Origin of the sequence: uncultured Chitinibacter sp., from assembly GCF_945957625.1 — a bacterium.
GTDB lineage: Bacteria > Pseudomonadota > Gammaproteobacteria > Burkholderiales > Chitinibacteraceae > Chitinibacter > Chitinibacter tainanensis.
Genome location: NZ_CAMFLP010000017.1, coordinates 22197 through 48750, shown reverse-complemented (window position 1 = coordinate 48750; position 26554 = coordinate 22197). Strand labels below are relative to the sequence as shown.

Annotated in this window: 27 protein-coding genes; 5 read left to right on the top strand and 22 right to left on the bottom strand. The window is 56.2% G+C overall.

From position 1 onward, the window contains the following. Positions 1–71: 71 nt before the first annotated feature. From radA to QV747_RS15160, 20 genes are all read right to left on the bottom strand, one after another. On the bottom strand, positions 72–1427 hold the full coding sequence (gene radA / locus QV747_RS15255) for a DNA repair protein RadA (RefSeq protein WP_273430631.1): 1356 nt from the start codon (positions 1425–1427) through the stop codon (positions 72–74). 60 nt (positions 1428–1487) lie between these two features. After that, positions 1488–2804: a flagellar hook-associated protein FlgL gene (gene flgL, locus QV747_RS15250; protein WP_273430633.1), complete on the bottom strand. Its 1317-nt coding sequence runs from the start codon at positions 2802–2804 to the stop codon at positions 1488–1490. Between the two features lie 11 nt (positions 2805–2815). Continuing rightward, positions 2816–4999, bottom strand: a complete 2184-nt coding sequence (gene flgK / locus QV747_RS15245; protein ID WP_028448609.1) for a flagellar hook-associated protein FlgK — start codon at positions 4997–4999, stop codon at positions 2816–2818. Between the two features lie 38 nt (positions 5000–5037). Then, positions 5038–6003 (bottom strand): flagellar assembly peptidoglycan hydrolase FlgJ, encoded by a 966-nt coding sequence (gene flgJ, locus QV747_RS15240; RefSeq protein WP_273430635.1) that lies wholly within the window; start codon positions 6001–6003, stop codon positions 5038–5040. A gap of 163 nt (positions 6004–6166) precedes the next feature. Next, positions 6167–7258 (bottom strand): flagellar basal body P-ring protein FlgI, encoded by a 1092-nt coding sequence (locus QV747_RS15235; protein ID WP_197053852.1) that lies wholly within the window; start codon positions 7256–7258, stop codon positions 6167–6169. 11 nt (positions 7259–7269) lie between these two features. Further along, positions 7270–7956, bottom strand: coding sequence for a flagellar basal body L-ring protein FlgH (locus QV747_RS15230; protein WP_231550523.1), 687 nt, complete (start codon positions 7954–7956; stop codon positions 7270–7272). After that, the gene (gene flgG, locus QV747_RS15225) at positions 7957–8742 is read right to left on the bottom strand and encodes a flagellar basal-body rod protein FlgG (protein WP_028448605.1); all 786 of its coding nucleotides are present in this window, start codon (positions 8740–8742) and stop codon (positions 7957–7959) included. 35 nt (positions 8743–8777) lie between these two features. After that, the gene (gene flgF / locus QV747_RS15220) at positions 8778–9518 is read right to left on the bottom strand and encodes a flagellar basal-body rod protein FlgF (protein ID WP_028448604.1); all 741 of its coding nucleotides are present in this window, start codon (positions 9516–9518) and stop codon (positions 8778–8780) included. A gap of 10 nt (positions 9519–9528) precedes the next feature. Beyond that, positions 9529–11043 (bottom strand): flagellar hook protein FlgE, encoded by a 1515-nt coding sequence (locus QV747_RS15215; RefSeq protein WP_028448603.1) that lies wholly within the window; start codon positions 11041–11043, stop codon positions 9529–9531. Positions 11044–11057: 14 nt separating this feature from the next. Beyond that, positions 11058–11741, bottom strand: coding sequence for a flagellar hook assembly protein FlgD (locus QV747_RS15210; RefSeq protein ID WP_273430639.1), 684 nt, complete (start codon positions 11739–11741; stop codon positions 11058–11060). A 15-nt stretch (positions 11742–11756) separates the two neighbouring features. After that, on the bottom strand, positions 11757–12170 hold the full coding sequence (flgC, locus tag QV747_RS15205; RefSeq protein ID WP_047394421.1) for a flagellar basal body rod protein FlgC: 414 nt from the start codon (positions 12168–12170) through the stop codon (positions 11757–11759). A gap of 23 nt (positions 12171–12193) precedes the next feature. Next, the gene (flgB, locus tag QV747_RS15200; RefSeq protein ID WP_028448601.1) at positions 12194–12598 is read right to left on the bottom strand and encodes a flagellar basal body rod protein FlgB; all 405 of its coding nucleotides are present in this window, start codon (positions 12596–12598) and stop codon (positions 12194–12196) included. A 273-nt stretch (positions 12599–12871) separates the two neighbouring features. Further along, positions 12872–13258 (bottom strand): adenosylmethionine decarboxylase, encoded by a 387-nt coding sequence (gene speD / locus QV747_RS15195; protein WP_273430640.1) that lies wholly within the window; start codon positions 13256–13258, stop codon positions 12872–12874. Then, positions 13255–13422 carry a hypothetical protein gene (locus QV747_RS15190; protein WP_169721044.1) on the bottom strand — a complete coding sequence of 56 codons (168 nt, stop codon included), beginning with the start codon at positions 13420–13422 and terminating at the stop codon, positions 13255–13257. Before QV747_RS15190 ends, speD begins: the two co-directional genes overlap by 4 nt. Continuing rightward, a complete protein-coding gene (locus QV747_RS15185; RefSeq protein WP_273430641.1) occupies positions 13419–14894 on the bottom strand; it encodes a DUF4178 domain-containing protein in 1476 nt (491 codons plus the stop codon). Before QV747_RS15185 ends, QV747_RS15190 begins: the two co-directional genes overlap by 4 nt. A 31-nt stretch (positions 14895–14925) precedes the next feature. After that, positions 14926–15372 carry a hypothetical protein gene (locus QV747_RS15180; RefSeq protein ID WP_273430642.1) on the bottom strand — a complete coding sequence of 149 codons (447 nt, stop codon included), beginning with the start codon at positions 15370–15372 and terminating at the stop codon, positions 14926–14928. Between the two features lie 2 nt (positions 15373–15374). Then, positions 15375–15779, bottom strand: a complete 405-nt coding sequence (locus QV747_RS15175; protein WP_273430643.1) for a GFA family protein — start codon at positions 15777–15779, stop codon at positions 15375–15377. A gap of 81 nt (positions 15780–15860) precedes the next feature. Next, positions 15861–16973: an SPFH domain-containing protein gene (locus QV747_RS15170; protein ID WP_273430644.1), complete on the bottom strand. Its 1113-nt coding sequence runs from the start codon at positions 16971–16973 to the stop codon at positions 15861–15863. A gap of 78 nt (positions 16974–17051) precedes the next feature. Further along, complete coding sequence (locus QV747_RS15165) at positions 17052–17339, bottom strand: hypothetical protein (protein WP_273430645.1); 288 nt, start codon at positions 17337–17339, stop codon at positions 17052–17054. A gap of 11 nt (positions 17340–17350) precedes the next feature. After that, positions 17351–17752, bottom strand: coding sequence for a DUF350 domain-containing protein (locus QV747_RS15160; RefSeq protein ID WP_034618613.1), 402 nt, complete (start codon positions 17750–17752; stop codon positions 17351–17353). A 63-nt stretch (positions 17753–17815) separates the two neighbouring features. On the opposite strand from QV747_RS15160, the gene QV747_RS15155 reads away from it, so the two are divergent. Both QV747_RS15155 and QV747_RS15150 read left to right on the top strand, forming a co-directional pair. Further along, positions 17816–19327: a polyamine aminopropyltransferase gene (locus QV747_RS15155; protein ID WP_273430647.1), complete on the top strand. Its 1512-nt coding sequence runs from the start codon at positions 17816–17818 to the stop codon at positions 19325–19327. After that, positions 19327–20955, top strand: coding sequence for an NAD(P)-binding protein (locus tag QV747_RS15150; protein WP_273430648.1), 1629 nt, complete (start codon positions 19327–19329; stop codon positions 20953–20955). Before QV747_RS15155 ends, QV747_RS15150 begins: the two co-directional genes overlap by 1 nt. A 66-nt stretch (positions 20956–21021) precedes the next feature. Here QV747_RS15150 and QV747_RS15145 read toward each other — a convergent pair whose 3' ends face one another. Both QV747_RS15145 and QV747_RS15140 read right to left on the bottom strand, forming a co-directional pair. Further along, a complete protein-coding gene (locus QV747_RS15145) occupies positions 21022–22791 on the bottom strand; it encodes a glycoside hydrolase family 18 protein (RefSeq protein WP_052190767.1) in 1770 nt (589 codons plus the stop codon). Positions 22792–22930: 139 nt separating this feature from the next. Next, positions 22931–23257, bottom strand: coding sequence for a DUF2325 domain-containing protein (locus tag QV747_RS15140; RefSeq protein ID WP_028448592.1), 327 nt, complete (start codon positions 23255–23257; stop codon positions 22931–22933). Positions 23258–23529: 272 nt separating this feature from the next. Here QV747_RS15140 and QV747_RS15135 point away from each other — a divergent pair, with 272 nt between their 5' ends. The 3 genes from QV747_RS15135 to QV747_RS15125 are packed head-to-tail and all read left to right on the top strand — an operon-like array spanning position 23530 to position 26455. Beyond that, positions 23530–24741, top strand: coding sequence for a Re/Si-specific NAD(P)(+) transhydrogenase subunit alpha (locus tag QV747_RS15135; RefSeq protein WP_273430651.1), 1212 nt, complete (start codon positions 23530–23532; stop codon positions 24739–24741). Beyond that, entirely contained in the window at positions 24729–25085 is a 357-nt protein-coding gene (locus tag QV747_RS15130; protein ID WP_245575229.1) for a proton-translocating transhydrogenase family protein, read from the top strand. Before QV747_RS15135 ends, QV747_RS15130 begins: the two co-directional genes overlap by 13 nt. Before the next feature lie 2 nt (positions 25086–25087). Further along, entirely contained in the window at positions 25088–26455 is a 1368-nt protein-coding gene (locus QV747_RS15125) for an NAD(P)(+) transhydrogenase (Re/Si-specific) subunit beta (protein WP_273430654.1), read from the top strand. The last annotated feature ends 99 nt before the right edge of the window (positions 26456–26554 follow it).

Here is a 26554-nt window from a genome sequence, read left to right as displayed (position 1 = left end):
CTTTCTATAGAGCTTAGGGCATCGCAGGCGATTTCAAGCTAGTACGCCAAATTTCTGCGCAGTGGTTGCAATCAAAACGCCGCCTCTACCGCCTGCTCCAAGCGATCGACTGCAATCACCTGCAAACCCTCAATCGGCTGTCGTGGCCGATTGGCCTTCGGAATAATCGCCAGATTAAATCCTAGCTTTGCGGCCTCACGTAAACGCTCTTGCCCGCGCTGCACAGGGCGCACCTCACCTGCGAGCCCGACTTCACCAAACACCACTAGTTTTGGTGGCAATGGGCGATTTTTAAGTGAGGACACAATCGCGATCAGCATCGCCAAATCAGCCGCTGGCTCGCTAATTCGAACACCACCCACTGCATTAATAAAGACGTCCTGATCAAAGGCGGCAATCCCGGCATGACGGTGTAAGACGGCCAACAAAAGCGCTAGCCGGTTTTGCTCCACCCCGACCGCCAGGCGTTTCACCTGGGCGGCATGGGCATCATCGACGAGCGCCTGCACTTCGACCAGCATCTGCCGCGAGCCTTCCTGCGTAACCATCACGCAACTACCCGCCACCGGCACTTCATGCTGGCTTAAAAACAATGCCGACGGGTTTGCGACCTCGCGCAAGCCCTTATCGGTCATGGCAAACACCCCTAATTCATTCACCGCACCAAAGCGATTTTTGATCGCCCGAATTAGGCGAAAACTAGAGTGGGTATCGCCTTCAAAATACAGTACTGCATCGACAATATGCTCCAGCACGCGTGGACCGGCTAGCGCGCCTTCTTTCGTCACATGCCCGACGAGCAAAATTGAAGTACCGTGCCGCTTTGCAAAGCGGGTTAACTGCGCCGAACATTCGCGCACTTGCGCCACGCTGCCCGGCGCACTGGTCAGCGCCTCGGTACAGATCGTCTGAATCGAATCAATGACCGCCACTTTGGGCGCTTCCCGCTCCAAAGCCAGCAGGATTTTCTCAAGGCTAATTTCCGGATAGAGGCGCACCCCTGCCGCCGGCACCTCGAGGCGCCGGGCCCGCAAAGCAATTTGCTGAGCCGATTCTTCACCGCTGACATACAGCACAGCGTGCTCTTGGGCTAAGCGGGATAATGCCTGCAGTAATAAGGTTGATTTACCGATACCGGGGTCACCGCCAATCAACACCACGCCACCGGGCACCAGACCGCCGCCCAAGACACGATCCAACTCGCTGAGTTGGGTTGGCGTGCGGGGCAGCTCTTCGGCCTCCACCGCAGATAAATCCTTAATCTGCCCATCTGCGGCTAGGCTTTGAAACCGCCCTTGGGTTGTCGCTGGGGCGCTGACCTGCTCTTCGAGCGAATTCCATTCACCACATTGCGGGCACTGGCCTTGCCATTTGGGCGAGAGCCCTCCACAGCTGCGGCATACGTACTGGGTTTTACCTTTACTCATTACATCCTCGAAAAACAACGGCCCGCATCGCGGGCCGTGAGCTGACGGTGAATGTAGCCATTATATGTATTTAAACAGGCTCAACTCCTGCACTTGAGCAAAAGATTTACGCGCTGCATCCAGCACCATCTGGTTTTGCGCAAACTCACTGATTGCCGAGGCGTAATCCAAATCCTGCAGGCCCGACAGGGTTTTGGCATGTTGCAGTTTCAGATCTTCAGTCGTATCGTTTACCGACTCAGTTTCTTTCATCCGCGCGCCTAAATAAGAGCGCACTGTCAGCACATTGCCCAGCGCATTCGATAAATCAGATAAAGCCGTATTAAGTTGATTTTGAAACGCCGCCCCGCCTGTCGACCCTGAGCCAGGGTTATTGAGTGCACTCGAGAGCGCGCCCAAGGTCGCAAACAAATCAACATTGCTACTTGGCTTAACGGTAAATTGGTCGCCCGCTGCCGGCGCACCTTTCACACTCAATTTCACCCCAAAATCCCAAGCAGCAGCCGTTTCACCGGTTTGCTTGGCAAAAATAATATCACCGCCTTCGGTATAAGTACGCGGGAATGCCGTACCCGCTGCCCGCGGGATCGTCGCCCCATCAATCAAAGAGGTATTGGTGGTGTTATTGATCAGATCATAAGTCGTAACGGTTTTATTGGGGTCTAGCGGATCAGGTAAGACCTGAAAAGCCACCTTAAAATCCCGGGGCGCCGGCGCATTCGCCCACGCGGTGCTATTCAAAACCTCGCCGGGGCTCACAATCCCGGTGCCTGTATTGGTTGCGGTATAGGCAGTCACAAAAGTGCCGTTGCCGTTTTTGATCCGCTGAAACGCATCAGCACCGGATTCAGAAATCGGAATCTGCCGCCCATCAGAGATCTGCACCAAGCGCTGGCCATCATCGCCGTTGTATACCACTTGCCCAAAGGTCGTTTCGGTAAAGGGGCGCACATCGCCTTTGTAGCCAGAAAACAGATAATTCCCCTGCCCATCAGTGGTGTTTACCAGCCCCAGCAGCTCCTGATACCGCCCTTGCAGCTCGGCATCTTTCATTTTCTTCTCTGCAGGGCCCAGCGCCGGATTACCGGCACTTACGGCAAGTTCTTGCACGTTCTGAATCAGATTCATTACTTGATCCAGCGTGCTATCCGACAGGCGCATAAATGAATCCGCGGCCGTACTATTGGTGCTGTACTGCTCCTGAATCGATTTGGCCTGCGTAATATCCAAAATGCGCGCCGAAGCAATCGGATCATCGGCCGGCGTTAGAATCTTGCGCCCAGTCGAGAGCTGATTTTGCAGCTTGGCCTGATCGGCAATATGGCGCTGCAGATTGCCGCTGCCGATATTAAAAAGGGTGGTGGTTGCGATCCGCATGATCAAACTCCTTAACGACCAATATTCAGGATTTCCTGAAAGGCCGTTTGCGCAATCTGGATAACTTTACTGGCAGCCTGATAGGCCTGCTGATAACGCAACAGGTTGGCCGCCTCTTCATCCAAACTCACGGCCGACACCGAGTCACGGCTGTCTTCCGCATTACTTAATAATTTATCTTGAGCCTTGCTCATAATGGTGGCTTCATTGGTCTGGGTACCAATTTTGCTCACCATCCGACCATAGGACTCCTGATACGTGGCGGTACCACCTTCCAGAATCCGGGTGGTCTGCAGCTTGCCCAGCGCCAGGCCATTGCGGTTATCGGCCGAGCCACCAATATTCGACGTCACATTAATGACGTCACCGGTCGCGGGCGTGCCATCTAGCTTCATCGTCCAGCCGTTCACATTCAGACTCATCCCCGGCGTATAAGTTTGCGCCGCCGAGGTGACCCCAGTCACGGTATCGGTATAGGTAAAACTAGTCGGCGAAGTGAAATTGATATTCACCGGATTGCGAATCGCCGGGTTAAGTGCAGCATCAGTGCTGCTCACGCTCGGCGTATTCACCACATGGTCTACCACTTTCAGGCTGCCGGTATTGGCTTTAGCCACGGTCGCCAGCATGGGCGCCGCCACAGCCACCTGTTTAGGGTCAGTGATGCGCACCGACAAAGAGCTAATCACCCCTTCTAGCGGTTTGAGCACAAAGCGGTCATTCGGGTTCATCGTGCCCGAAGCGATTTGAAAGCTCATCCCATCCTGCTGAATACCCTGCGCCATTTGCGCGGCAGTGTACGATGTGCGTGTGCCATCGCTCATCCGGTACAGCGAATAATTGCTGCCATCAAAGCTCAGCTCATAATTACTGGCCGTAAGCTGACTAATATCGCTGATATAGCCTGTCAGTTGCGCCGTACCGGTGTTCTTGCTGTTGCTATTAATCGTGCCAATCGCTGGTGGGAAAGCAAAGCTGCCTTGGGCCGGTAAGCTTAAGCTGGCCGACGCGGCGGATAGCGTTAATCCGGTGACCGGATCGGTACTGCCCAAATTCACCACCCCGCTGGTGGCGCCATCCGACAAACGTTTGATGACATAACCAGTACCGCTGGCCGTAATCGAAAAATCACTGCTTTCATTAGTGCCATTGGGTGAAGTCGCTCGGATGTTGGTGCCGCCGACGCTAAATTCCACGAAATTACTGCGTGGAATATCAAACAAATTACGACCCAAATTGCCGTTCAAATCTTGCCCGGCTTTGTGTTGCTGGTTGAATGATTCCACCATACCCAGCGCTGTGCGCTCAAGGCTATTTTGTGCCAAGTCCAGCGCCTGATTACGGTAATCCAGCAAGGCGCCTAGTTGCCCACCTGCCAGCTGTGATTCCGGCATAAAGATGGTTTGGTTATCCTGCATATAACCAACGGTAATGCGGCTTGGGTCGGCTGGGTTGCTATCGGCCACCAGCTTGCTCACACTGCCGCCCACCACCAGCCCCTGGCCATTCCCCACAAACACGTTGATGCTGCCATCATCCATGGTCATGGTATTGGCTTTCACCAGTTTATTTAGGTCTTTAACCAGTAAATCCCGCTGATCCAAGAGATCATTGGGTGGCTGGCCTGACGATTGGGCCACCACGATTTTGTTATTAAGCTCGGCGATCTGCTGGGTGTAACTATTGATCGAATTAACCGCATTGCTAATTTCGCCATTCAGCGCATTGCGCTGCTCTTGCAGACGCTGGTTGAACACCTGAAAACGGTTAACTAGGGTTTGCGCGCTGGTCAGCATGGCTTGCCGCGCAGGCGGGCTGGCCGGATTGGTGGTGACGTTTTGCACCGAGCTGAAAAAGTCTTGCAGCGCAGGAGACACCCCGGCATTGGGGTCGGCCACAATATTGTTAATTTCGGTCAGGTGCGCGAGCCGGGTTTGCTGATAGCTCGATTGAGTCTGCGCCACTTCCACTGCTTTGGTCAGAAAGCGATCATACATCCGGGCGATGGTATCCACCTGTACGCCCAGACCGTTAAAGCCGCTACCGGATAGCAGCGGATACGGCGCACTCTGGCGCAATACCTGACGGGAAAACCCGTCGGTATTCACATTCGAAATATTATGGCCGGTGGTGGTAATCCCCAGATTGGCGGCATTAAGCCCCGAAACGCCAATATTGAAAACAGATGATGCCATGATCTAACCCCTTGCAGTCTCTATCGGTGGCTGGCGGCTTAACTTGAGCGCGCCATACCCAGATGAGCGGCGACCCGGTCTGCAACGCGGGTCAGTTTTTGTACATACTGTGGATCGGTGGCATAGCCACCATTAGCGAGGGCCTGAGCAAAGCCCAGAGCGCTATTGCCCTGCGCCAAGGCATCGCCGTAGCGGCGTTTCAATAGCCCGGCGTAATCAGCCAGCGCATCGCCATAAGAGTCGTAAGCGCGGAATTTCTCGATGCGCTTTTGCGCAATCCCGTCCACGTATTCGGTGGTCAATACATCCACCGTTTTGCCCTGCCAGCCCGCACCGGCTTTTATCCCGAACAGATTGTGCGAATCGCCGCCATCGGCCGTTTTAATATTTTTGCGCCCCCAGCCAGTTTCCAGTGCTGCATGCGCGAGCAATAGATGGGGCGAAAGGCCCAGCGCCTGCGCTGTGGTTTTGGCCGCTTCGCCCAGCTTATCCAGAAAGGCGGGCGCCGCGCCGCCGGCTTGGGCATCAACCTTGCCACTCACAGCGGACGTAGCGGCAAGGGGCGCGGCCTCGGCGGCAGGTTTTGCCGCCCGTACACTAATCCCACCAGCCAGCTGCACCGCAGGCTTGCGTAACTGTGGCAAAAGCTGCCCCGCCAGCGGCGAAGTGGCCACCTCTTTCAAGAGCGCCGGGTTGCGCTGGATTTCCAGCTGTTTAACGATGGTATTGGCAAAGCCGATACCGCCATTTTGCGCCCAGGTGGTCGCCCATTGCTGATCGCGCATCGCGCGGAAGGTATCGCCGGCAACGCCTTGTTCCAGCTCGTTTTGCGGCACTGATTTGCGCATGGCGGTCAGCATTTGCTGCAGCAATAAAGCTTCAAATTGCTGCGCTACGGCCTTGGTCGCAGCCGGGCTTTGCGCAGCCGCACCTGCGCGCAAACGATCCAGACTACGTGGATCGGCACTCATACCGGCTGAATCAAAAGGGGCGACGGCGCGCATGGCAAACTCCTGCAAACAGGACCATTACCAAGCAAAGAGCGTGCCGAAAATAAAAAGCGCGCCACAAGGGGCGCGCCAAACAATCAAACTAGAGGGGTATAGGTCTAAAAACCAATTTAATCAGAGGCTACAACGCTATACCCTCAAGACAACCAATCACAACTTAGATCACTTCCAGCTCGGCATTAAGCGCCCCGGCAATTTTCATTGCCTGCAAAATCGCCAGCAAATCTTGCGGCGTGGCCCCCACCGCATTCAGCGCGCGCACCACCTGATTCAGATTCGTGGCCTTCGGCAAGCGCACCACCGGCCCTTTGCCCACTTCGATATCAATCTCAGCATTCTGGACCTTCACCGGCTTGGCATTGGTCAGCGGATTGGGTTGCTCCACTTTGTTGTCGGCCAGAATCGTCACCGTCAGATTGCCGTGGGCAATCGCACACGGATCAACCGTGACGGCCTGATTCATCACCACCGAGCCGGTGCGGGCATTGATAATCACCTTGGGCGACGCTTCGGCCGGGGTGACATTCAGATTTTCCAGCCGCGCCAGAAAGGCCACGCGCTGGTTTGGATCTTGCGGTGCGCGCACCTGAATTACCCGCCCATCCAGCGCCGCCGCCACCGGCCCAACCTGACCATTGATGGCATTGACCACGCGATTAGCGGTGGAAAAATCGCTTTTCAGCAATTCGAGCTGGATAAACTCGCCATTACCCAGCAAAGTCGGTACCGCCCGCTCCACTGTGGCCCCGGCCGGAATCCGCCCGGTCGCCAGTTGATTCACTTGCGTACTAGAGCCACCGGCCGCCGCGCCAGCGCCGGCCACCACCAGATTACCCTGTGCCATGGCATAAATTTGCCCATCGGCCCCTTTCAGTGGCGCCATCAGCAAAGTGCCGCCGCGCAGGCTTTTGGCGTTACCGATCGAAGACACCACAATATCCAAGGGCTGCCCCGGGCGCGCAAACGGTGGCAAGGTTGCCGTCACCGTTACCGCGGCCACGTTTTTGAGCTGCATATTGCCCCCGGTAGGCACCTGCACCCCCATATTGGTGAGCATATTCATCACCGATTGCACGGTGAAGGGGGTTTGCGTGGTCTGATCGCCGCTACCATCCAAACCCACCACCAGCCCATAACCCACCAGCTGGTTATTGCGCACGCCTGAAAAACTAGCCAGATCTTTTAATTTATCGGCATACACTGGCAGGGTATACACACAAAGCGCAATGGCAATAATAAGCTTACGCATATACCCCTCCATTAAAATGGCCACACCGACAGAAAGAAGCGCTGCATCCAGCCCACGGTATTGGCGTCATTAATTGCGCCCTGCCCCACTTGCTCGATGCGGGCATCCGCCACCCGAGTCGACGACACCGTATTGCCGGCTTTCACGTCGTTAGGATTTACCACCCCGGTAAAGCGCAGCACATTGTTATAGCCATTCACCACAATCTGCTTATCGCCACCGACCGCCAGATTGCCATTGGGCAAAACATCAGTCACGGTCACTGCGATCGAGCCCTTGAAGGTATTGGTGCTATTGGTTTCACCTTTGCCGGCAAAGGTGTTGGTGCTGCTGAGGTCAGCCGTGGCATTAAAGAGCTTGGTGATCGCTGAAGGCAGATACGGCACATCGGCGGAGCCCTCTAGCGTGAACGAGCCATTGCGGTTGGTGCTGCTATTGGCTTTGTTGGCGGCCGAGAGGGTTTCTTCAATCGTCACCACCAGAATATCGCCGACCCGGCGCGCATTCGGCTCTTCAAACAGCAAACGGGCCGTGCCCGGCTGGAAAATCGCGCCATTATTCGCAGCCGTCACCACCGCCGGCTGCGCGCGGGCCGAGGTGGGCTGAGTAATCACACTTTGTGGCGCAACACAGGCATTAAGCAACACGGCCAGCCCAAGTGCGCCCAGCATGCGCAAGAAACGGAAGCGAATCATCATTTACAGTTGAGCCAGTTTGGCCAGCATTTGGTCGGTGGTGGTCACAGAGCGCGAATTCATTTCAAATGCGCGCTGCGCCTGAATCATATTAATCAGCTCTTCCGTGGCATTCACGTTCGAGGTTTCGGTGTAACCCTGATTGATCGCGCCCAAGCCATTGGTGCCCGGCTGGCCCACGGTTGGCGCCCCACTGGCCACCGTTTCACGATACAGGTTACCCCCCATCGACTCTAAACCCGGCGGATTAATAAACGTTGCGGTCTGGATATTACCGATTTGCACCGGCGCTGCCGCATTATTATTCACAATGGCCGACACGGTACCATCGGCGGCGACGGTCACCTTGGTGGTGCCTTGCGGCACCTGAATCGCGGGCGACAACTCGTAACCACTGGAGGTTACGATAGTGCCCTGGCTATTCACCTGAAACGCGCCATCACGGGTATAACCAGTGGTGCCATCAGGCAAAGCGATCTGGAAGAAACCATCGCCATTGATCGCCAGATCCAGCGCACCCTCGGTACGCTGCAGATTGCCCACCGAGTGATTGCGCACCGTGGCCACCACCTGCGCACCAGTACCGACATACACGCCGGTTGGCAAGCTGGTTTGCTGGCTCGACGCCCCGCCGGCCTGGCGCAAGGTTTGGTACATCAGGTCTTCAAACACCGCGCGTTCGCGCTTATAACCATTGGTGTTCACGTTGGCCAGATTGTGCGACACGACATCAATATTGAATGTCATGGCATCCATGCCGGTTTTGGCGGTCCACAGCGAGCGCATCATGATGCGGGCTTCCTTCTTAAAGCTTTAACTATCGATTAGCCGTTCAGATTCAGCAGCGAGCTGGCTGAACGGGCATTTTGATCAGCGGTTTGCAGCAATTTGATCTGCAAATCAAAGTGGCGCTGGGTGGAGATCATATTCACCAGCTGTTCCACCGCATTAACATTACTACCTTCAATCACCCCGGAAGCGACGGTCACCGCCGGATCGGCTTGGGCCACTTGCCCATCGCGCAGGCGAAATAAGCCATCCATGCCTTTTTCGAGCTGGTTTTCCGGCGGATTCACCAGCTTCAGCCGGCCTACTTCCACCACCTGCCCGGGGTTGGTGATATCAATCGCACTCACCGTGCCATCCAGTGCAAACACCACCCGGCTATTTTCCGGCACCGTGAGCGGGCCATTTTCGCCCTGCACAATTTCACCCGCGGTGTTTTTCAGCAAACCACTGGCATCCACCATCAAGCTACCGTTGCGGGTATAGGCTTCGCCGGTTGCGGTTTGCACGGTGAGCCAGCCTTTTTCACGAATGGCGATATCCAGATCACGGCCGGTTTGCTGGAAGCTACCGGCAGTCATGTCTGCGCCGGGAGTTTGCTGCACCGTAAACGCGCGGGTCGAGAGGCCAGGGCCACCCAAGACCGGAATAGCCCGGGCGGCGGCCAGCTCGGCCCGGAAACCTGGCGTTGAGGTATTGGCCAGATTATTGGCGATGGTGGTCTGGCGCACTTCACTATTGCGGGCGCCAGTCATCGCCACGTAAATCAGTCTATCCATGAATTAAGGCTTATCGCAGGTTCACAATGGTTTGCATGATGGTGTCTTGCGCTTTGACGGTCTGCGCATTGGCCTGATAGTTACGCTGGGCGGTAATCAGGTTCACCAGCTCGCTGGTCAGATCGACGTTAGAGTCTTCCAAGGCGGCGGCTTGCAGCAAACCGGTATTACCACGCCCTGGGGCGTTGGTCAGCGGTTGCCCAGAGTTAAACGACTCGGCCCAGCGGTTGTCACCCAGTGGCTGCAAGCCCTGTGGATTGGTGAAGGTCGAGAGTACGATCTTGGCCACATTTCGGCTTTGGCCATTGGAATAGCGCCCTTGCACTACTCCTTCTTTACTCACCGAAATACCGGTCAAAATCCCGTCGGTATAGCCATCTTGCGTGAGGGTATTCACGTTATACGGGCTACCAAACTGGGTCGATTTATCAAAGTACATCTGGAAATTCAGCCCAGACGAACCATTATTCAGCGCGGCGGCACTCACCGAGAAGGTGCTCCCGCCGGTAGGCAAGCCGGTGGGCTTACCATTGGTATCGAAAGTCAGCGTGGTTTTCAGGCCTGCCGCAGCGGCCGCGGTGGCCGATGCCGTTTGTGCGGCGGCCAGTACCGTTGCAGCGGTTGCGCCGGGCGCTGCCGCAGCGGTAGCTGCCGCGGTGGCCACGGCAGCTGCCGCTGCGGTACCTTCGGTGGCGGCTGCGGCTGCGATTGCGGTATTCACCGAAGCAGCTGTCGCACCACCAATCGAGGCAGCGGTCGTGGCGGCGGCAATCGTGGCCGCTGATTGCACCCCGATTGAGGCATCGGAATTCACCACCTTGCCATCCAAGGTGTAGCGCACATCCCAAGTATTGGTCGCGCCACCCGCAGCCGGGTCTTGCTTGCGGAAGTAATAGGTCTGCGTATGCGCCACACCCAGCGAGTCATAGACCGTCGCTGAGGTCGAGTAGTTGTAAGTGGTTGGGTCGGTCGACGAGAACGTAATGCTGGCCGGAATCACTTTATCCGCCGCATTCAGGTTCAGCCCCATGGTCAAACCTGCGCCGGTAACACCTGAGGCGCCGGTGGCACGCGCACCGATATTGGAAAACTGCAGCTGAATCGGCTGGGGTGTAGAGCCTTCCAGGAAAATACCGGTACCGGCATCCACTGGCCAGCCAGTTAAAAACTGGCCGTTATTTACGATGAAACCTTCTTTATCCAGCTGAAACTGGCCATTACGTGCATAGCTGATACTGCCGGTTTGATCCTGCATACGGAAAAAACCATTCCCGGTAATCGCAATATCCAGCGGGCTATTGGTGGTGGTGGTATTACCCTGCGAAAACTGCTGGGCAATCGTGGTCACTTTGGCACCAATCCCGGCAATATTGGCGGCCGTACCAAAGGTGCTGGCGTAGATATCGGCAAATTCAGCGCGCGAGCCTTTAAAACCAACGGTATTCACGTTGGCAACGTTATTGCCGATCACGTCCAGATTTTTGGCCGCTGCATTCAGGCCACTTAAACCTTGCTGGAAACCCATGATTCGCTCCTTACTTAGGCTTTCGCATCGCGGATCTGCACGATGGTGCCGAATCCTGTTTTATTACCGTTGGTGAGATAGACACTCACGCCATCGCTACCAAACTCGACTGACTTGGCGATTTGCCAGGTTGTTGGCAGTAAAGCAATATCCTTGCCATCTTTCACGGCCGAGGCGGTAATCGTGTAATTACCGGCCGCGGCCATGCTGCCATCCGGTTTTTTACCATCCCAATTCACCTGCACCAGACCGGATGTCGTGGTATTGACCGGCAATTTGGTCACTTCCACGCCTTTTTCGTCGCGAATCGTCACAAAGCCGTTACTCGCCCCATCTGGCACGGTAACGCGCAGATCTGCAGCTGTTGTGCCATCAAAGCGGAAACCGTTGCCGGGCGAGAGGATTTCTTTGCCGATCAGATTTGCCGCCTGCATCACCTGCGTGCCGGCATACATGCCGGCCATTTGTGACATGGTTTGGTTGAGTTTTTCGATCCCGCTCACCGTATTGATCTGGGCGATCTGGCTGGTGGTTTGCGCGTTATCCATTGGATTCATCGGATCTTGAGTTTGCAGCTGCTTGACCAGCAATTTCATAAAGCGATCTTGCTGCTCTTCCATTTCCGTTTTGGTCGTGGTTTTGCGCGTATTGAGCGAGCTGTAATCAAACGAAGAACCAGAAACCGGGGTGGTAGCCATGATTTAACTCCTCAATTACACCTGACCCAGCGACAGCGTACGCATCAGCAGGGTTTTGGCGGTATTCATCACATCAATATTGGTTTGATAAGAACGCGAGGCCGAGATCATATTGGTCATCTCATCCACCACATTCACATTCGGCATGGCCACATAGCCATTGGCATCGGCAAACGGGCTTTTCGGGTCAAACACCATTTTGGGCGGCGATTGATCTTCGATCACCCCCGCCACCTGCACTCCCACCGATTGCTTATTACTCGCCGTTAAAGGCTGAGCCTGAAACACCACCTGCTTGGCGCGATAGGGTTGGCCGTTGGAGCTGGTAATCGATTCCGCATTGGCCAGATTACTGGCCACGGCATTCAGGCGCGCCGATTGCGCCCGCATCCCCGAAGCCGCCACATCAAATACTCGAAACATCGACATGCTGTTGTGCGCCCTTTACTTGATTACTGGCCGGTCAGTGCCGTTTTCATCGATTCAATGCGCCGCTGCAGGAAGGTGACAGAGGCCTGATAGCGGATCGCATTGTCGGTAAATTCTTTCATCTCTGTATCCATATCGACGGTATTGCCATCGATCGAGGGTTGCCGCTCGTTGCGGTACTGCAACCCTGGGGTAAAGAGATCGATGGTTTGGCTGGGCTGCAGATGCCGGGCATTGCTGGTGGCCAGCTGCGCCGGGGCCTGCTGCTGGCGCGCCGCCTCGTAGGCCGCTTTAAAGTCAAAATCGCGCGCCTTGTAGTTGGGCGTATCTGCATTGGCAATATTGGAGGCCAGCACTTCCTGGCGGTACGAGCGCAGCTTGAGCGCGGTTTCCTGATTGCGAAAATGATTGTCGATTTTTGACAGCATGCCGAGGAGCTCCATAAGAACAGCCTAATGCAAGCACAAAATATGCCAACGCTAAACGCATTCAGCTTCCCGCGCTGAGCGCCTGATTTAATGGCACTTTTGCGCGCCACGGGGCCGATCTGCTGGCACAATGGGCAAATCTGCTCGGCGGTAGCGGCAAGGCTTGCCGCCACGGCTGGCAGCGATGCGGCAAGCACAATAAAAAAGGGATACCCAAATAGGTATCCCTTTAAAATCAATATTGGCATTAGCTTCTAGCGCTATACCCCTAAACTAGCAACCGCGCATAATCACCTGCTCGCGTACCGTACTGGCCTGCAGCTGCACTTGCAACACCGCCAGCGCGGCCGCGGCATTGGCGGCGCCGCACATGAATAAATCCACCGCCGCATAGCCATGCTCGGGCCAGGTGTGGATGCTGATGTGCGATTCCATCAGTAGCAGCATGCCAGTCACCCCTTGCGCAGGGCCGAAATGATGAAAATGCTGCTGCAACACCTGTGCGTGCCCGGCGCGGGCGGCGGCCAGCATGGCGGCGGCGATCAGGTCTGGATCGGCCAGGCAGCTGGCCGGGCAGCCGCTCAAGTCGGCGATTAAATGCCGGCCCACGGCCAGATTGGGCGGGGCCAAGCTGGCCAGCGCCTGCGCATCACGCTTCATTTATGCCCCCCACCCGAGCTCCAGCCACCTGAGGACGAGCCACTGCTCCAGCCGCGGCTACCCCCGGATGAAGACGACGACGATTCGCTACAAGACGAGAGATTAAACAAGGTGCAGATGGTGATGATGGCAATACAGTAGAGCTTATACAAACCGGCTTTCATTCATCATCCCCATTGCCTTGATTCAGCGGCCAATGCAGCGCATAGGCGGCAATCCCCGTCCAGAACAGCTGCTCGATCAGCTCATCGGCAAACAGCGCCAGCGGCAGATTGATGGCCAGCAAAATCAGCGTATAGCGCCAAGCCAGGCTACGGCTCACCTCGCCATCGTCGCCCGCTGGGCGCAGGCTTTTAATGTCTTGTTTGCCAAACCACTGCGCGATTTGCTGATTACTCACCACCTTGGCTTGCGACCACACGACTTCTTCGGCGTTGACTTCTTTACTGAGCGTGAATTCGCCCTGCCGGTATTCCTGCAAATGCACCCGATCGCCGACACTCACCCGCCAGTTAAACGCCCCGGCGGCATACAGCACTTTGGCGCCATAGGCGGGAAAACGCTGTGGATAGCGCTGGCCATCGAGCACCACATGCTGCGCGCTCCAGCTCTCCGGCAGACGATTGAGCACCGTCACCCAGCTCCAACCATCTTGCGCCTCCACCAGCCAGCGAAAGCCTTGCTGCCAGTTGTACAGCAGGTATTCGGTCCAGTGGCTATCCGCATCGTCGGTTTCGGCCATTTCGATCAGGCCGATGACAGTCCATTTCACGCCTTCGATCATCGCGCCATCGCCACAATCCAGCGTGGCGTGGTAGCGCTCGGCCTCGGTGTGCTTGGTCAGCACCAGCGCCCGATCGCCCGAACAATCCACTTCCGAGCCGCACGCCGCGCAGACCAATTGCGTCGCTACCCCGGCCCGATATGGCAGAGGGCTGCCGCAACTGGGGCAGTCGAGTACATGTGCCGCCCCCTTGATGCGCCCGGCGCTGCGCTGAATATCTTCATCACTGCGTAGCAATTGCATTTGCAGCGCCGCAAGCTGCACCGCCTCACCCACATAGAGTTGCGGCTGGGTTTGTGTTGCGGATACATCGGAATAATCCAGCGTCAGAAAGCGCTCGCCACTGCGACAATCCACCACCTGCGCCTGATAGCCGTTGCCCACCACAAAGGGCAATTCGCCCTGCCCGCCGACGCAATTGGCCACCCGCTTGTCGGTCACCACAAACGCCCGCCCGCCGTGCTCGTAGCGCCCTTCGGGCTGCAGCGCCGTCCAGGCTGGCGCATTGCTGGCCAGCCCCAACGGCAAAGTCACCATATATTGGCCGCTGGCATCGGCCAGCCAGCCAAATTTGCCATCGGCAAAACCAATAAACCACTCATTCCACAGGCCCGCAGCATAGCGCAGCTGAATCCGCCCCAGCACCGTAAACGCGCGCCCGGCAAAGACGCCGCTGGCGCCAATTTGCAGCGGCGAATAGTCTTCGAGCACCTGCCCAATCTTGCCGAGGTCTTTCACCTCATCAGCATTGCGCAGCACTCGGCTTTGGCAATACTCGCAGACCGCCAAAGCAGAAATGGTGGAGCGAAAAAGCACCTCAGCGCCGCACGAGGGGCAAGCGGTACGGAACATTAAAATCCTCTTTCAACAATTCAAGCAGAGCTCATCGCAAAGCACGGTATCGATACATACTCCACCCCATCTGGGCCAGCCAAAACGACATCGCCAAAGCAATTAAAAACCCAGCGAAGGAGACTAAGCTTTGCAGCGCGTGTGGCGTATTTTCAATTACAGTGCAATACAAGTACAAAATTCGGCGAGCCGTTTCGCAAGCCATGGGCACATCAGACTGAAGCCATTCACTCATGGTGATACAAACACCGAAGCTGCCAAGGCCAAAAACAAACAGCGCCATCCTGCGCTGACGGGTTAATTCGGATACAAACAAACATCCGCACAGCGCAAGCAAAGACAAAAAACCAGACAAACCTGCCAACCAATTTAAAACGCTCACCAACCACATCGGCCCCTGCTCTTCTAGCAAATAAAGGCCAAGCAGCAAGCCAACAATAAGTATCAAGCTGGCCACCTTGCGAGCTTTAGAGTTCAAGCTTATACCCTACCCGGCTGCCACTCTGCATATTCGGCCAAGCCCTCATACCCCAGCCAAGCCTTGCGGTGCGAAGTCCAGATATGCATGCCACCGCGAATGCCCGGATCGTCTCGCAAGGTACCTACGCGCACGATCAGGTTTTCTTGCCCGGCTTTTTCGCCATACAAATGCGTACCGCATTCGCCGCAAAAATAGCGCGATTTACCCGGTGATGATTCAAAGAATTTAAGCTTATCTTGCCCCGCCAGCACCCGAAAATGCGCGCGCTTCGCGCCGGCCACGCTATTAAATGGCGTACCGAGTACGCGGCGGCAAGTATCGCAATTGCAATGAATTACCGGGGTAAAAAACTCATCCACTTCGTATTGCACCTGACCGCAGGCGCAGGCTCCCTGCACACTCATGGCTTATCCTTTTGTTCGAGCTATTCAGTAAACACACGATCCGCCCTGATCAAGAACGCATTCATTGCGCGTCCTTCGGGCTTAACCAATCAGCTTTTTCAATACTTCCGCTTTCGCGCTGTCGTAATCGGCTTGGCCAATCAGGCCCTGATCGAGCAAGCCTTTGAGCTGGGCTAGTTTGGCCTGCGGGCTGTTTGGATCAACGGCAGGCGCAGCATTACCCTGGGCAGGTACTGGCGGCTGAACTCCTCCAGCCATTACCCCTACGCCCATACCCCCATCAGTACCAATCACCACCCCGGCGCCCGCTGGCGCTGCTGCGCCGCCTAGCCCCAAGGCATTGGTCATTGCACCGGCCATCACTTGGCCGACGCCCACCCCAGCGGCCATACCGGCGCCGATACCCGCCAGACCACCTTCGTTTTGCGCTGCGAGCGGAATGGCGTTGGCGGCTTGGTATTGCGTGTAGGTTTGCATATTGCCGATCATGCCCATCGTAATGCGCGTATCGATGGCTTTTTGCAGTTCTTCGGGCAGACTGATGTTTTCTACCGCGAAGTTATCGAGCTCAAGGCCATATTTGGCGAACACCGGCGTTAGCGCTTCGCTGATTTTCTGGCTCATCAGGCCTTGATTGCCGGCCATATCGAGGAAAGGCACGCCCGCGCCACCCAGCGCCGAGGTCATCGTGGCGACGACGAGGTTGCGCAATTGCAGCTCTAAGTCATCGCGTGTGTACACCTCGCGGGTGCCGCTGATTTCGCTGAAAAACAGTTTCGGGTCGACCAACTTGTAGGAATACACGCCAAACGCACGCATGCGCACCATGCCAAAATCAGCGTCGCGAATCGTAATCGGCTGCGGCGTGCCCCATTTGCGACCGAGCTGCAGGCGGGTGCTAAAGAAATACACATCCGATTTAAACGGCGACTCAAACAGCTTGTCCCAGTTTTTCAGGTAAGTGAGCACCGGCAGCGTTTGCGTGGTGAGCTTATACATGCCCGCGCCAAATACATCGGCGACTTGGCCTTCATTAATAAACACAGCCGCTTGCGATTCACGCACCGTCAGGCTGGCGCCATACTGAATCTCGAAGTCGGCCATCGGATAGCGATACGCCAACACGCCATCGCTGTCCTCATTCCACTGCAGAATGTCGATAAATTGCTTTTTAATAAACGAACCGAGACTCATGATGTGCTCCTAATGAAAAAATGGCATTAATTGCCAACTTTCAGGCCAAATCGACAATAACTTCTAAATATTCGTTAACTACGCAATAAAAGTCTGAATGACTTTGATGGCGATACCCAAACAGACCAATACTTCGCCAATACTAAAAAGTGTTTTACTTTTAGAATTGGACATTCGTGAAACATAATCAGCCGCCACTTCATACGGCCATATCAAGGCGTGATTAAGCCAGGCCGCCAATGCCATCAAAGCAAAGCCCAACATCAGTAGCAGATTATCCCAATCAAACTGAGTGAAAGTGTCCAAACCATTTGACACCGCAACCGATGCCATCAGTGCTATCAAGCCATAACGCAACAACTGCATTTTGATCCCTACTAAGACAAACACCCCGCATTAATCACCCCGACGGCCACCGAGATACACCCAGCTAGTATCCCCACCGCCACATTATTGGCCGCGATCTGCGCGGGCATACCCTTGATGCATTTCACCAGAAAGGCATACACACCAATCTGCACTACCCCAGCCAGCGCGCCCCAGATTAAAAAGAATTCCAGGCGGTTTAAGTGCCAGGCGCTAGAGGCCAGCGCCAGCGAAAAGCCGATCAGCGCGCCGGCCAGCGATAAGGCCGCGGCCACATTGCCTTCTCGAATCAGCTTCAATTCGTCGTAGGGCGTGATTTTGATGTACAGCATCGCAAACACAATCAGCATCGCGACGCCGCTGGCGAGGTAGCTGAAATAGCCAATCAGCGGGGGCAAGTAGCTGGCAAACATGGGTATTCCTTACTTGTCTCAGGCATAATGCTGTCATTTTGCTCTAAAGCTATCGAAATATCCATGCGAGAAAAACTGCTGATCCTTTCGGTTTTTATTGTTGCCTCTTGCGGGCTGGCCTATGAGCTGATCGCCGCGGCGCTGGCCAGCTATTTGATGGGCGATTCGGTGTTGCAGTTTTCCTCGATCATTGGCTGCTATCTGTTTGCGATGGGCATTGGCTCGCATTTATCCAAATACGTGCCCGAAGGGCGCACGCTGGATCGCTTTATCGAGATTGAGCTGCTGGTGGGCCTGATTGGCGGCCTATCGGCAACGCTGCTGTTCGTGGTGTTTGCCTGGGCGGCCGCGCCGTTTCGCTCGGTGCTGTATGCCTTGGTGTTTCTTACCGGTACGTTGGTGGGGATGGAGATTCCGCTGGTAATGCGGGTACTGAATCAGCGCAAAACCGATTTTGCCGAGCTGGTGAGCCGCGTGCTGACGTTTGACTATATGGGCGCGCTAGCCGTATCGCTGCTGTTTCCGCTGGTGCTGGCACCGCATCTGGGGCTGGCGAGATCGGCGCTGCTATTTGGCTTGGTGAACGTGGGCATTGCCCTACTCACCACCAAAATCTTCCGTCACGAATTAGCCCACGCCAAGCTGCATCTGTTACGCGGCGGCGTGGTGGCGCTGGTGTTGCTGGGCGCACTACTGGGGGCGGATAAGCTCACCAAATGGAGCGAAAAAACCCTGTATGGCGATGAAATCATCCACGCGCAAACCACGCCGTATCAGCGACTATTGATCACGCAGTGGAAAAACGACACGCGCCTCTACATCAACGGCAATTTGCAATTTTCCAGCCGCGACGAATACCGCTATCACGAAGCCTTGGTGCATCCGGTGCTGGAAAAACTACCGCAAGCCAAATCGGTGTTGGTGCTCGGCGGTGGCGATGGGCTGGCGGTGCGCGAGATTTTGAAATACCCGCAGATCGAACACATCACCTTGGTCGACCTGGACCCGGCGATGACTGATTTATTTACGCATAACGAAAAACTGGTCGGCTTTAATCAGCGCTCGCTATCCAACCCGAAAGTCAAAATCGTGAACGCCGACGCTGCGCAGTGGATCGAGCAAAACCAGCAGATTTTCGACGCGATTATTATTGATTTTCCCGACCCGAGTAATTTTGCACTGGGAAAATTGTATTCGGTGCCGATGTATCGCTTGGTGAAAAAACACCTGAGTGAAAACGGTTTGATGGTCGTGCAATCAACTTCGCCCCTACATGCCCCCCGCTCGTATTGGTGTATAGACCAGACATTAAAAGCCGTTGGGCTGTATACCACCCCATATCATGCCTTTGTGCCGTCATTTGGCGAATGGGGTTTTATTCTGGCGAGCAACAAGCCCGGCTATACGCCACCGACATCGTACCGCGTGAAAACGAAATTTCTCGATGGCGAAACCACGCGGCAGATGTTTTTTTTCCCACCCGATATGCAGCCGGTTAAGGTCGAAGCGAACCAGCTGAATAACCAATCGCTGGTGCATTATTTCGAGCAAGATTGGTCGCAGGTGATTCGCTGATGTTTGCGATGAATCGCCGCCAGTTTTTGCAAAGCAGCGCCGCGCTGGGATTGGCGATGACGCTGCCGGCCTGTCGCGAGCTGAGCCACTGGGGGATCCCTATCCAGGTGTATCTGCCTGGTATGCAGGAGGGGCATCGTTTGCGCGACCATACCCCCCTGCCCAAGCCTAGCGAAACTCGTCGAGTTAAAGTGGCGATTTTGGGCTCGGGCGTGGCGGGCTCATTTGCGGGCTGGCGGCTACAGCAGGCCGGGCTGCGCGATGTGGTCTTAGTCAGTGGGCCCGAGCCGGCGGGCAATGCCGCCGCTGGGCAATTTAGCGCCAGCGCGGATAGCGCCTATCCGCGTGGGGCTCACTATTTGCCACTGCCCTCGCTGGCCTCGCGCCATGTGCGCGAGCTATTAGCGGCCATGGGCGTCATCGAAGACGACCCGTACAGCGAACGCCCGCGCTACAACGAAACCGCGCTAATACACGCGCCACAGGAGCGACTGTGGGTGCAGGGGCAATGGCAAGAAGGCTTGTTGCCACATCAAGGCATCCCCGCGGCCGAAATCGCCGAGCAGCAACGCTTTATGGCCGCCATGCAGCAGCTGCAGCATGCGGTGGGCGCGGATGGGCGCAAAGTGTTTGCGATACCGCTGGCGCTCTCAAGCCAGGACCCACAGTGGCGTAGGCTGGATCAACTCAGCTTTGCCCAGTGGCTGGGGCAACAAGGCTACCGCGCGCCCAGCCTCTTGTGGTATCTCGATTACGCCTGCCGCGATGATTATGGCATTGGCCTGGCGCAAACCTCGGCCTGGGCTGGGCTGCACTATTTCGCCGCGCGCGGCGGCGAAGCGCACAATGCCGAGCCGGGCGCCGTACTGACCTGGCCCACCGGGCTCAATCCAATTTTGCAATTTATGCAGCAACCCCTACGCCAAGCCGGTGGCTGGCTGCCGGGTATGGCGGTGGCGCTGCAGCCAGAAGATCAGCACGTGGCGGTGGATATATGGCAGCAAGGCAAAGTGATCCGCCTGCTGGCCGAGCGGGTGATCTGCGCGATGCCACTGCATGTGGCGCAGCGTTTGCTGGATTTGCGTACGCTGGGCTATGAGCCCGGCCAGGCCTTGCCGCATGCGGCCTGGCAGGTGAGTAATTTTCTGCTCAAACGTTATCCGGCCGAACCCGCGCACACGCCGCTGAGCTGGGATAATGTGGTGTACGGCAGCCCCAGCTTGGGCTTTGTGAATAGCACTCACCAGCTGATCCGCGCCGCCAAACCCGCACACACCGTCTTTACTGCCTATCACGCCTACGCCGGCCAAGACCCACGCCAGGTGCGCGCGCACTTAGCCAGTGCCAATGCAGATGCGCTCTATCAAACTGCGGTGCAAGATTTGGCCACCGTGTACGGCTTCGATCGCCCCATCATCGCCCAAGAACACATCGCCGCCGTCGAAATCACCCTACGCGGCCACGCCATGAGCAGCCCGATTCCTGGTTTTTTAAGCCACAGCGGCCTCGCCGCCCTGCGCCAGCACAGCGGGCGGATTTTGTTTGCGCACAGTGATTTAAGCGGGCTATCGGTATTCGAAGAAGCCAGCTGGTGGGGCGAACAGGCGGCACAGCGGATTTTAGGCTGAGTTGTCTACAGGCAATAAAAAACCCGCCAGCAAGCTGGCGGGTGCTAGGTAGGGCGAAAACTTGCCTTATTTCTTCAGCAGGCCGTTATAGATGGTGTTCACCAATTCGGCATCTGGCATGTCTTGCGAAATTTCCCAGGCCATAATCCCACCTAGTTTTTTCTTCTTGGCAAACTCGATCTTTTCTTTGATCAGCTGCACATCGTCGTATACCCACACGTCTTTGCCATTCACTTTCCAAGCTGCGCGAGTTTTCTCATCCCTAAATACCGTGCCTGGCAGGTTTTTCAGGTAAGAATAGGGCGCCACGCCGGGCTCTAAGGGGCCTTTGGCTTTGGCAATGACAGGCTGATACATGCCATTGTTTTCCAGGCTATTGACGGTCCAGCCATAACCATAGAATGGCACGCCCAGCACCAGCTTATTGCTTGGCACCCCGCGGTTCAGGTAGTCATCCACCGTGCTATCCACCGAAACGCGGTCTTTCGCGCCGCCAATCAAGGTGGCATGGTGACCCGTTGTGGCCGACCATGGGCCGGTAAAATCGTAGGTCATCAGATTAATCCAGTTCAGCGATGGAATAATCTTATCCAGCTCCATTTTTTCGGATTTAGACGTCGGCGCTGGCGCGGCAATCGTTAACAACTGCCCCGGTTTAACCGCATCGAGCTGTTTACGGAATTCGGCCAACAGCGCGGTAAAGTTTTGCGTGTCTTCAGGACGCACAATATTACCGTCCGCCCCGGCTGCCGCTGGGTATTCCCAGTCGATATCAAAGCCGTCAAACACCCCGGCCGCGAGGCCTGGTACGACTTTACCGTTTTGATCTGGTACATCGCCTTTGATGTAGGCATCCACACACGACTTCACAAAGGCCGCGCGATTAGCCGGCAAGGCCGCATCCGAGAAGTATTTCGACCAGTTCCAGCCACCCAGACTGATCACCACTTTCAGATTCGGGTATTTCTTTTTCAGCTGTTTGAGCTGATTCCAATGACCAAACAGGCCATTGTCCCCTTTGTCTTCTTTGCCATCGAGAGTGTAGGCCGCATCGATCGGGTGCCAGTAATCATCACCCGCCGCGCCCACGCCCTCTTTATCCACGCCCACCACGCAGCGATTGTCTTTCACATTGCCGAATGCGTATTCCAGCACGGTGATTTTGCCAGCTGCGCCGCTGGTATCGAGGGTTTTCGCATAGAACTGCGTTGTGTGTTTTGCCCATGCCGGGAAGTACATCACCGATTGCGGGCTAGTCGGGCCGGCCACACCGGCGGTGACAGGGGCGATGCCAGTCGGTTTGCTATCGTCCTTGGCTACTTCCACTGCAATCAGTTTCAAATTGTCGATATAGGCGTCTTTGCCCGCGCCTTTGGCTGAATCCCATTGTTCCCACTTGATATGAAAATCAAAGCGCGCGCGAAAATCCAGCTCGTAGTGTTCCCATTTTTTGCTGTCTTTCAGGCGGTTAGGAAAGCCATTGGCCGTACTGGCGATCCAATACTCCTTGCGCCCAGGATGACCATCATCAATCCCCAACGTACCGCCGCAGTTATTACCGCACATGCCCAGATAATCAAATACGATCTTATATTTGCCGGCCGGAAACTTCTGGCGGCTGAAAATATCGCCGATATTCACCGGTTTATCAAAGCGCGCGGCTTTGTTTTCCGGGTTTAATGGATCGGGCTGAATCGAAGTAAAGATAGGTGATTTATCTTCGCCACCCTGACCTACCCATTTGGCAAGATCGGTATTGAAATCATCCTCAAACACCACGTTTTCCGCGTGGGCAAAGGCACTGGCCAGCAACAAAGGTAATAACAGCTTTTTCACGACAACTCCTCCAAATCAAGCCTTGTGGGTATGCCCAAAAGGGTAATGGAGTCGGCGGTTTTCCCTTAATTTTTATCCGGCAGTGTCGGTTTTGTAGCACAGTTCGCACCGGCTACACACCGCTGCCAAACCGCTGTGCTTATTTGCATTTTTTCCGCTTCGGGCACTGCGTGCAGTCTTTTACCTCATTGAGTTTTTCCAGGCTCTGGCTCAAGGCACAGACCGAGCGACGGCAGGCGAGGAAACGCACATTCTCTTCATTCGCCAACTCACGGTAGGCTTTCATCACGTTGTGGCTGAGAAAATCGGTAAACAGGATCAGCAAATCAGCGCCATTGAGGCTGGCCGGTTTGCGCTGATGGGCCACATTGCGGCCGCTCACATGTTTATGCACTTTAATCCCGTGCTCGGCCAGGACTTGCGGGATATTGCCGAGGACGTCGGCACCAACCAGATAGGCGTTCATTGGGGCTTCCTTGTCAGTTTCAGTTCAGATGAGAATGATTATCATATAAACGATAATTATTCTCAATAGCGTTGGTGTGAATTTTCTATGAACGGCGCAAAGTTTGCGCTAGCGCAAATTCACCGCGGCTGCGGCGGGCGGGGGTTGCGCTGGGTCAAACGGGCGGGCCCACAGTTGCGGCTTAATACCCTCACCTCGCTGCGCAGGCAGTGGTAAGGCGCCCCGCGCGCGGCCCCGGTGTCCGCTGGCGGCCACACATAAGGACTCCACCGATGCTGTTTTTGATTCCCAAAGAAATCCAGCGCGACGAAACCCGCGTCGCGGCGTCACCCGATACGGTGAAAAAACTGGTGCAACAGGGCCATCAGGTGCTGGTGCAAAGTCAGGCGGGCCTAGCGGCCGGCTGGACCGATGAAGCCTATTCGCTGGCCGGCGCCAGCATTGCCGCAGATACCACCACCCTGTATGCAGCCAAAGGCATTATTCTAAAAATAGCTGCGCCCGATACCCACGAGATTGATCAATACGCCGCCGGCTCGGTCTTGATTGCGCAGCTGCACATCTATCGCTTTCAGCATCTGCCCCAACTGGCGGCCCGGCAAATTGACACCTATGCGCTCGAGCTGATTCCGCGCATTACCCGCGGCCAAAGCATGGATGTACTGTCCAGTCAGGCCAATATTGCCGGCTACCGCGCGGTGCTGCTGGCGGCGCAGTATTTCCCCCGCTTTATGCCGATGTTTATGACCGCCGCCGGCTCGGTGAAACCGGCGCGGGTGCTGATTTTGGGCGCTGGCGTGGCCGGTTTGCAGGCCATTGCCACCGCCAAACGCTTGGGCGCGATTGTGGAAGTCTTTGACGTGCGCCCCGCTACCCGCGAACAGGTGGAATCATTGGGCGCCAAATTTATCGAAGTGGCCCTCACCCCGGAAGAACAAGCCGCCTTTGCGCATACCGGTGGATATGCCAAAGAAATGTCGGCCGATTATCAGGCCCGCCAGCAGGCGCTGATTGCCCAGCAAGCGGCGCTGGCCGACATCATTATCACCACCGCCCTGATTCCGGGCAAACCCGCCCCTGATCTGATCAGCGCCGACACCGTGGCCGCCATGCGCCACGGCAGCGTGATTGTGGATCTGGCGGCAGGTCTGGGCGCCAATGGCGGCGGCAATTGCCCGCTGTCACACCCGCAAGACGTGGTGCGCACGGACAACGGCGTCATCATCGTCGGCCAAGCCAATCTGCCTGCGCTGATGCCGGCCGATGCCTCGGCGATGTTTGCCCGCAATGTACTGACTTTCCTTGGCCTGCTGCTGAATGCCGACGGCCACTATGCGCCTCAGCTGGATGACGACATCGTGAAAGCCACGCTGGTCACCCATGCCCAGAGTGTGTATTTCGCTGCAGCCCAAGCTGCGCCTGCCCTGCAGAGCCATACCCAGAATAACAACAAGGAAGTTGAGGAGTCCGCATGTCAAGCCTAGCCCTGGCAGCATCTGCTGCAGCTCATCTGCCCGCCACCAGCGGGCCCGACCCCATCATCGCCAGTCTCACGATTTTCGTGCTGGCGATTTTTGTCGGTTATCACGTGGTATGGAATGTCACCCCCGCCCTGCATACGCCGCTGATGGCGGTAACCAATGCTATTTCCGGCATTATCGTGGTGGGCGCCATGCTGCAGGTGGTGGATATCCACGCCCAGCAGATCACCCTCACCAGCGTGCTGGGCGCGATCGCGATTTTCCTTGCCAGCATCAATATCTTTGGCGGCTTTTTGGTTACCCAGCGCATGCTGGATATGTTTAAAAGCAAAAAAGGGGAGCGCTGAACATGGCTAATCTGACTGCGCTGTTATACCTCGTGGCCGCAGTGCTGTTTATTCTGTCGCTGCGTGGCCTCTCTTCGCCCAAAACCGCGCTGCGCGGCAATCTGTATGGCATGGTTGGGATGACCATCGCCATTCTGACCACCTTTTTTGTCGCCAATGAGCCGGTCATCTGGCTGATTTTGGCCGCGATGGCCGCCGGTGGCCTAGTGGGCGCCTACAAAGCGCGCACCGTGGCCATGACGGCGATGCCAGAGCTAGTTGCCGCCATGCACTCGCTGGTGGGGCTCTCGGCGGTGCTGATTGCGGTGGCGGCGGTGTTCCACACTGGCGTCAGCCACAGTGGCGCGCAGCAAATCGAGCTGTTTATCGGCGCCTTTATCGGTGCGATTACCTTCACCGCCTCAGTGGTGGCGTATGGCAAGCTCTCTGGCCGTTTTGGCGCCAAAGCGCTCAATTTCAAAGGCCAACATCTGCTAAATCTGGTCTTGGCGCTCACCATGCTGGGCTTGGGGCTGGTGTATTACGCCACCGGCAGCGCGGCGGCGTTTTTAATGATGCTGGCCGTGGCCTTGGCGCTGGGGGTGCTGCTGATTGTGCCCATCGGTGGTGCGGATATGCCGGTGGTGGTGTCCATGCTGAACTCGTATTCGGGCTGGGCCGCCGCCGGGATTGGCTTTACGCTGGATAACCCGGTGCTGATTATCGCCGGCGCCTGCGTAGGTGCCTCAGGGGCGATTCTGTCCTACATCATGTGTAAAGCCATGAACCGTTCCATCATTTCGGTGCTGCTCGGTGGTTTCGGCGCCGAAGTGAGCGCAGGCAATGGCGCCACCGGCGGGGCAAAAAATTATCGCTCGGGCTCGGCCGATGACGCGGCCTTTTTGATGGAAAACGCCGAAAAAGTCATCATCATCCCCGGCTATGGTCTGGCGGTATCGCGCGCCCAGCATGCGCTGCAAGAGCTGACCGATCTGCTTACCGAGCGCGGCGTGGATGTGCGCTACGCGATTCACCCGGTAGCGGGCCGCATGCCTGGGCATATGAATGTGCTCTTGGCCGAGGCGGAAGTGCCGTATGAAAAAGTCGTGGAAATGGAAGAGATCAACAGCGAGTTTTCCAGCGCGGATGTGGTGCTGGTGATCGGCGCCAATGATGTGGTGAACCCTGCGGCGAAAAACGACCCCAGCAGCGCGATTTACGGCATGCCGATTCTGGATGCCTACAAAGCGCGCACCGTGATGGTGGTCAAACGCTCGATGAATGCCGGCTATGCCGGGCTGGATAATGAGCTGTTTTACATGGATAAAACCATGATGGTGTTTGGTGACGCGAAAAAAGTCGTCGAAGAAATGCTGCAAGCCGTGCATTAAGCCGGCCACTTAGCCCACCCGGCTCATCCCGCAGTACCTCTGATCGCCCCGCCGCCCCTCTGGCGCGCGGGGGGTCTATGCTAAAGCCGCTGGCGCACA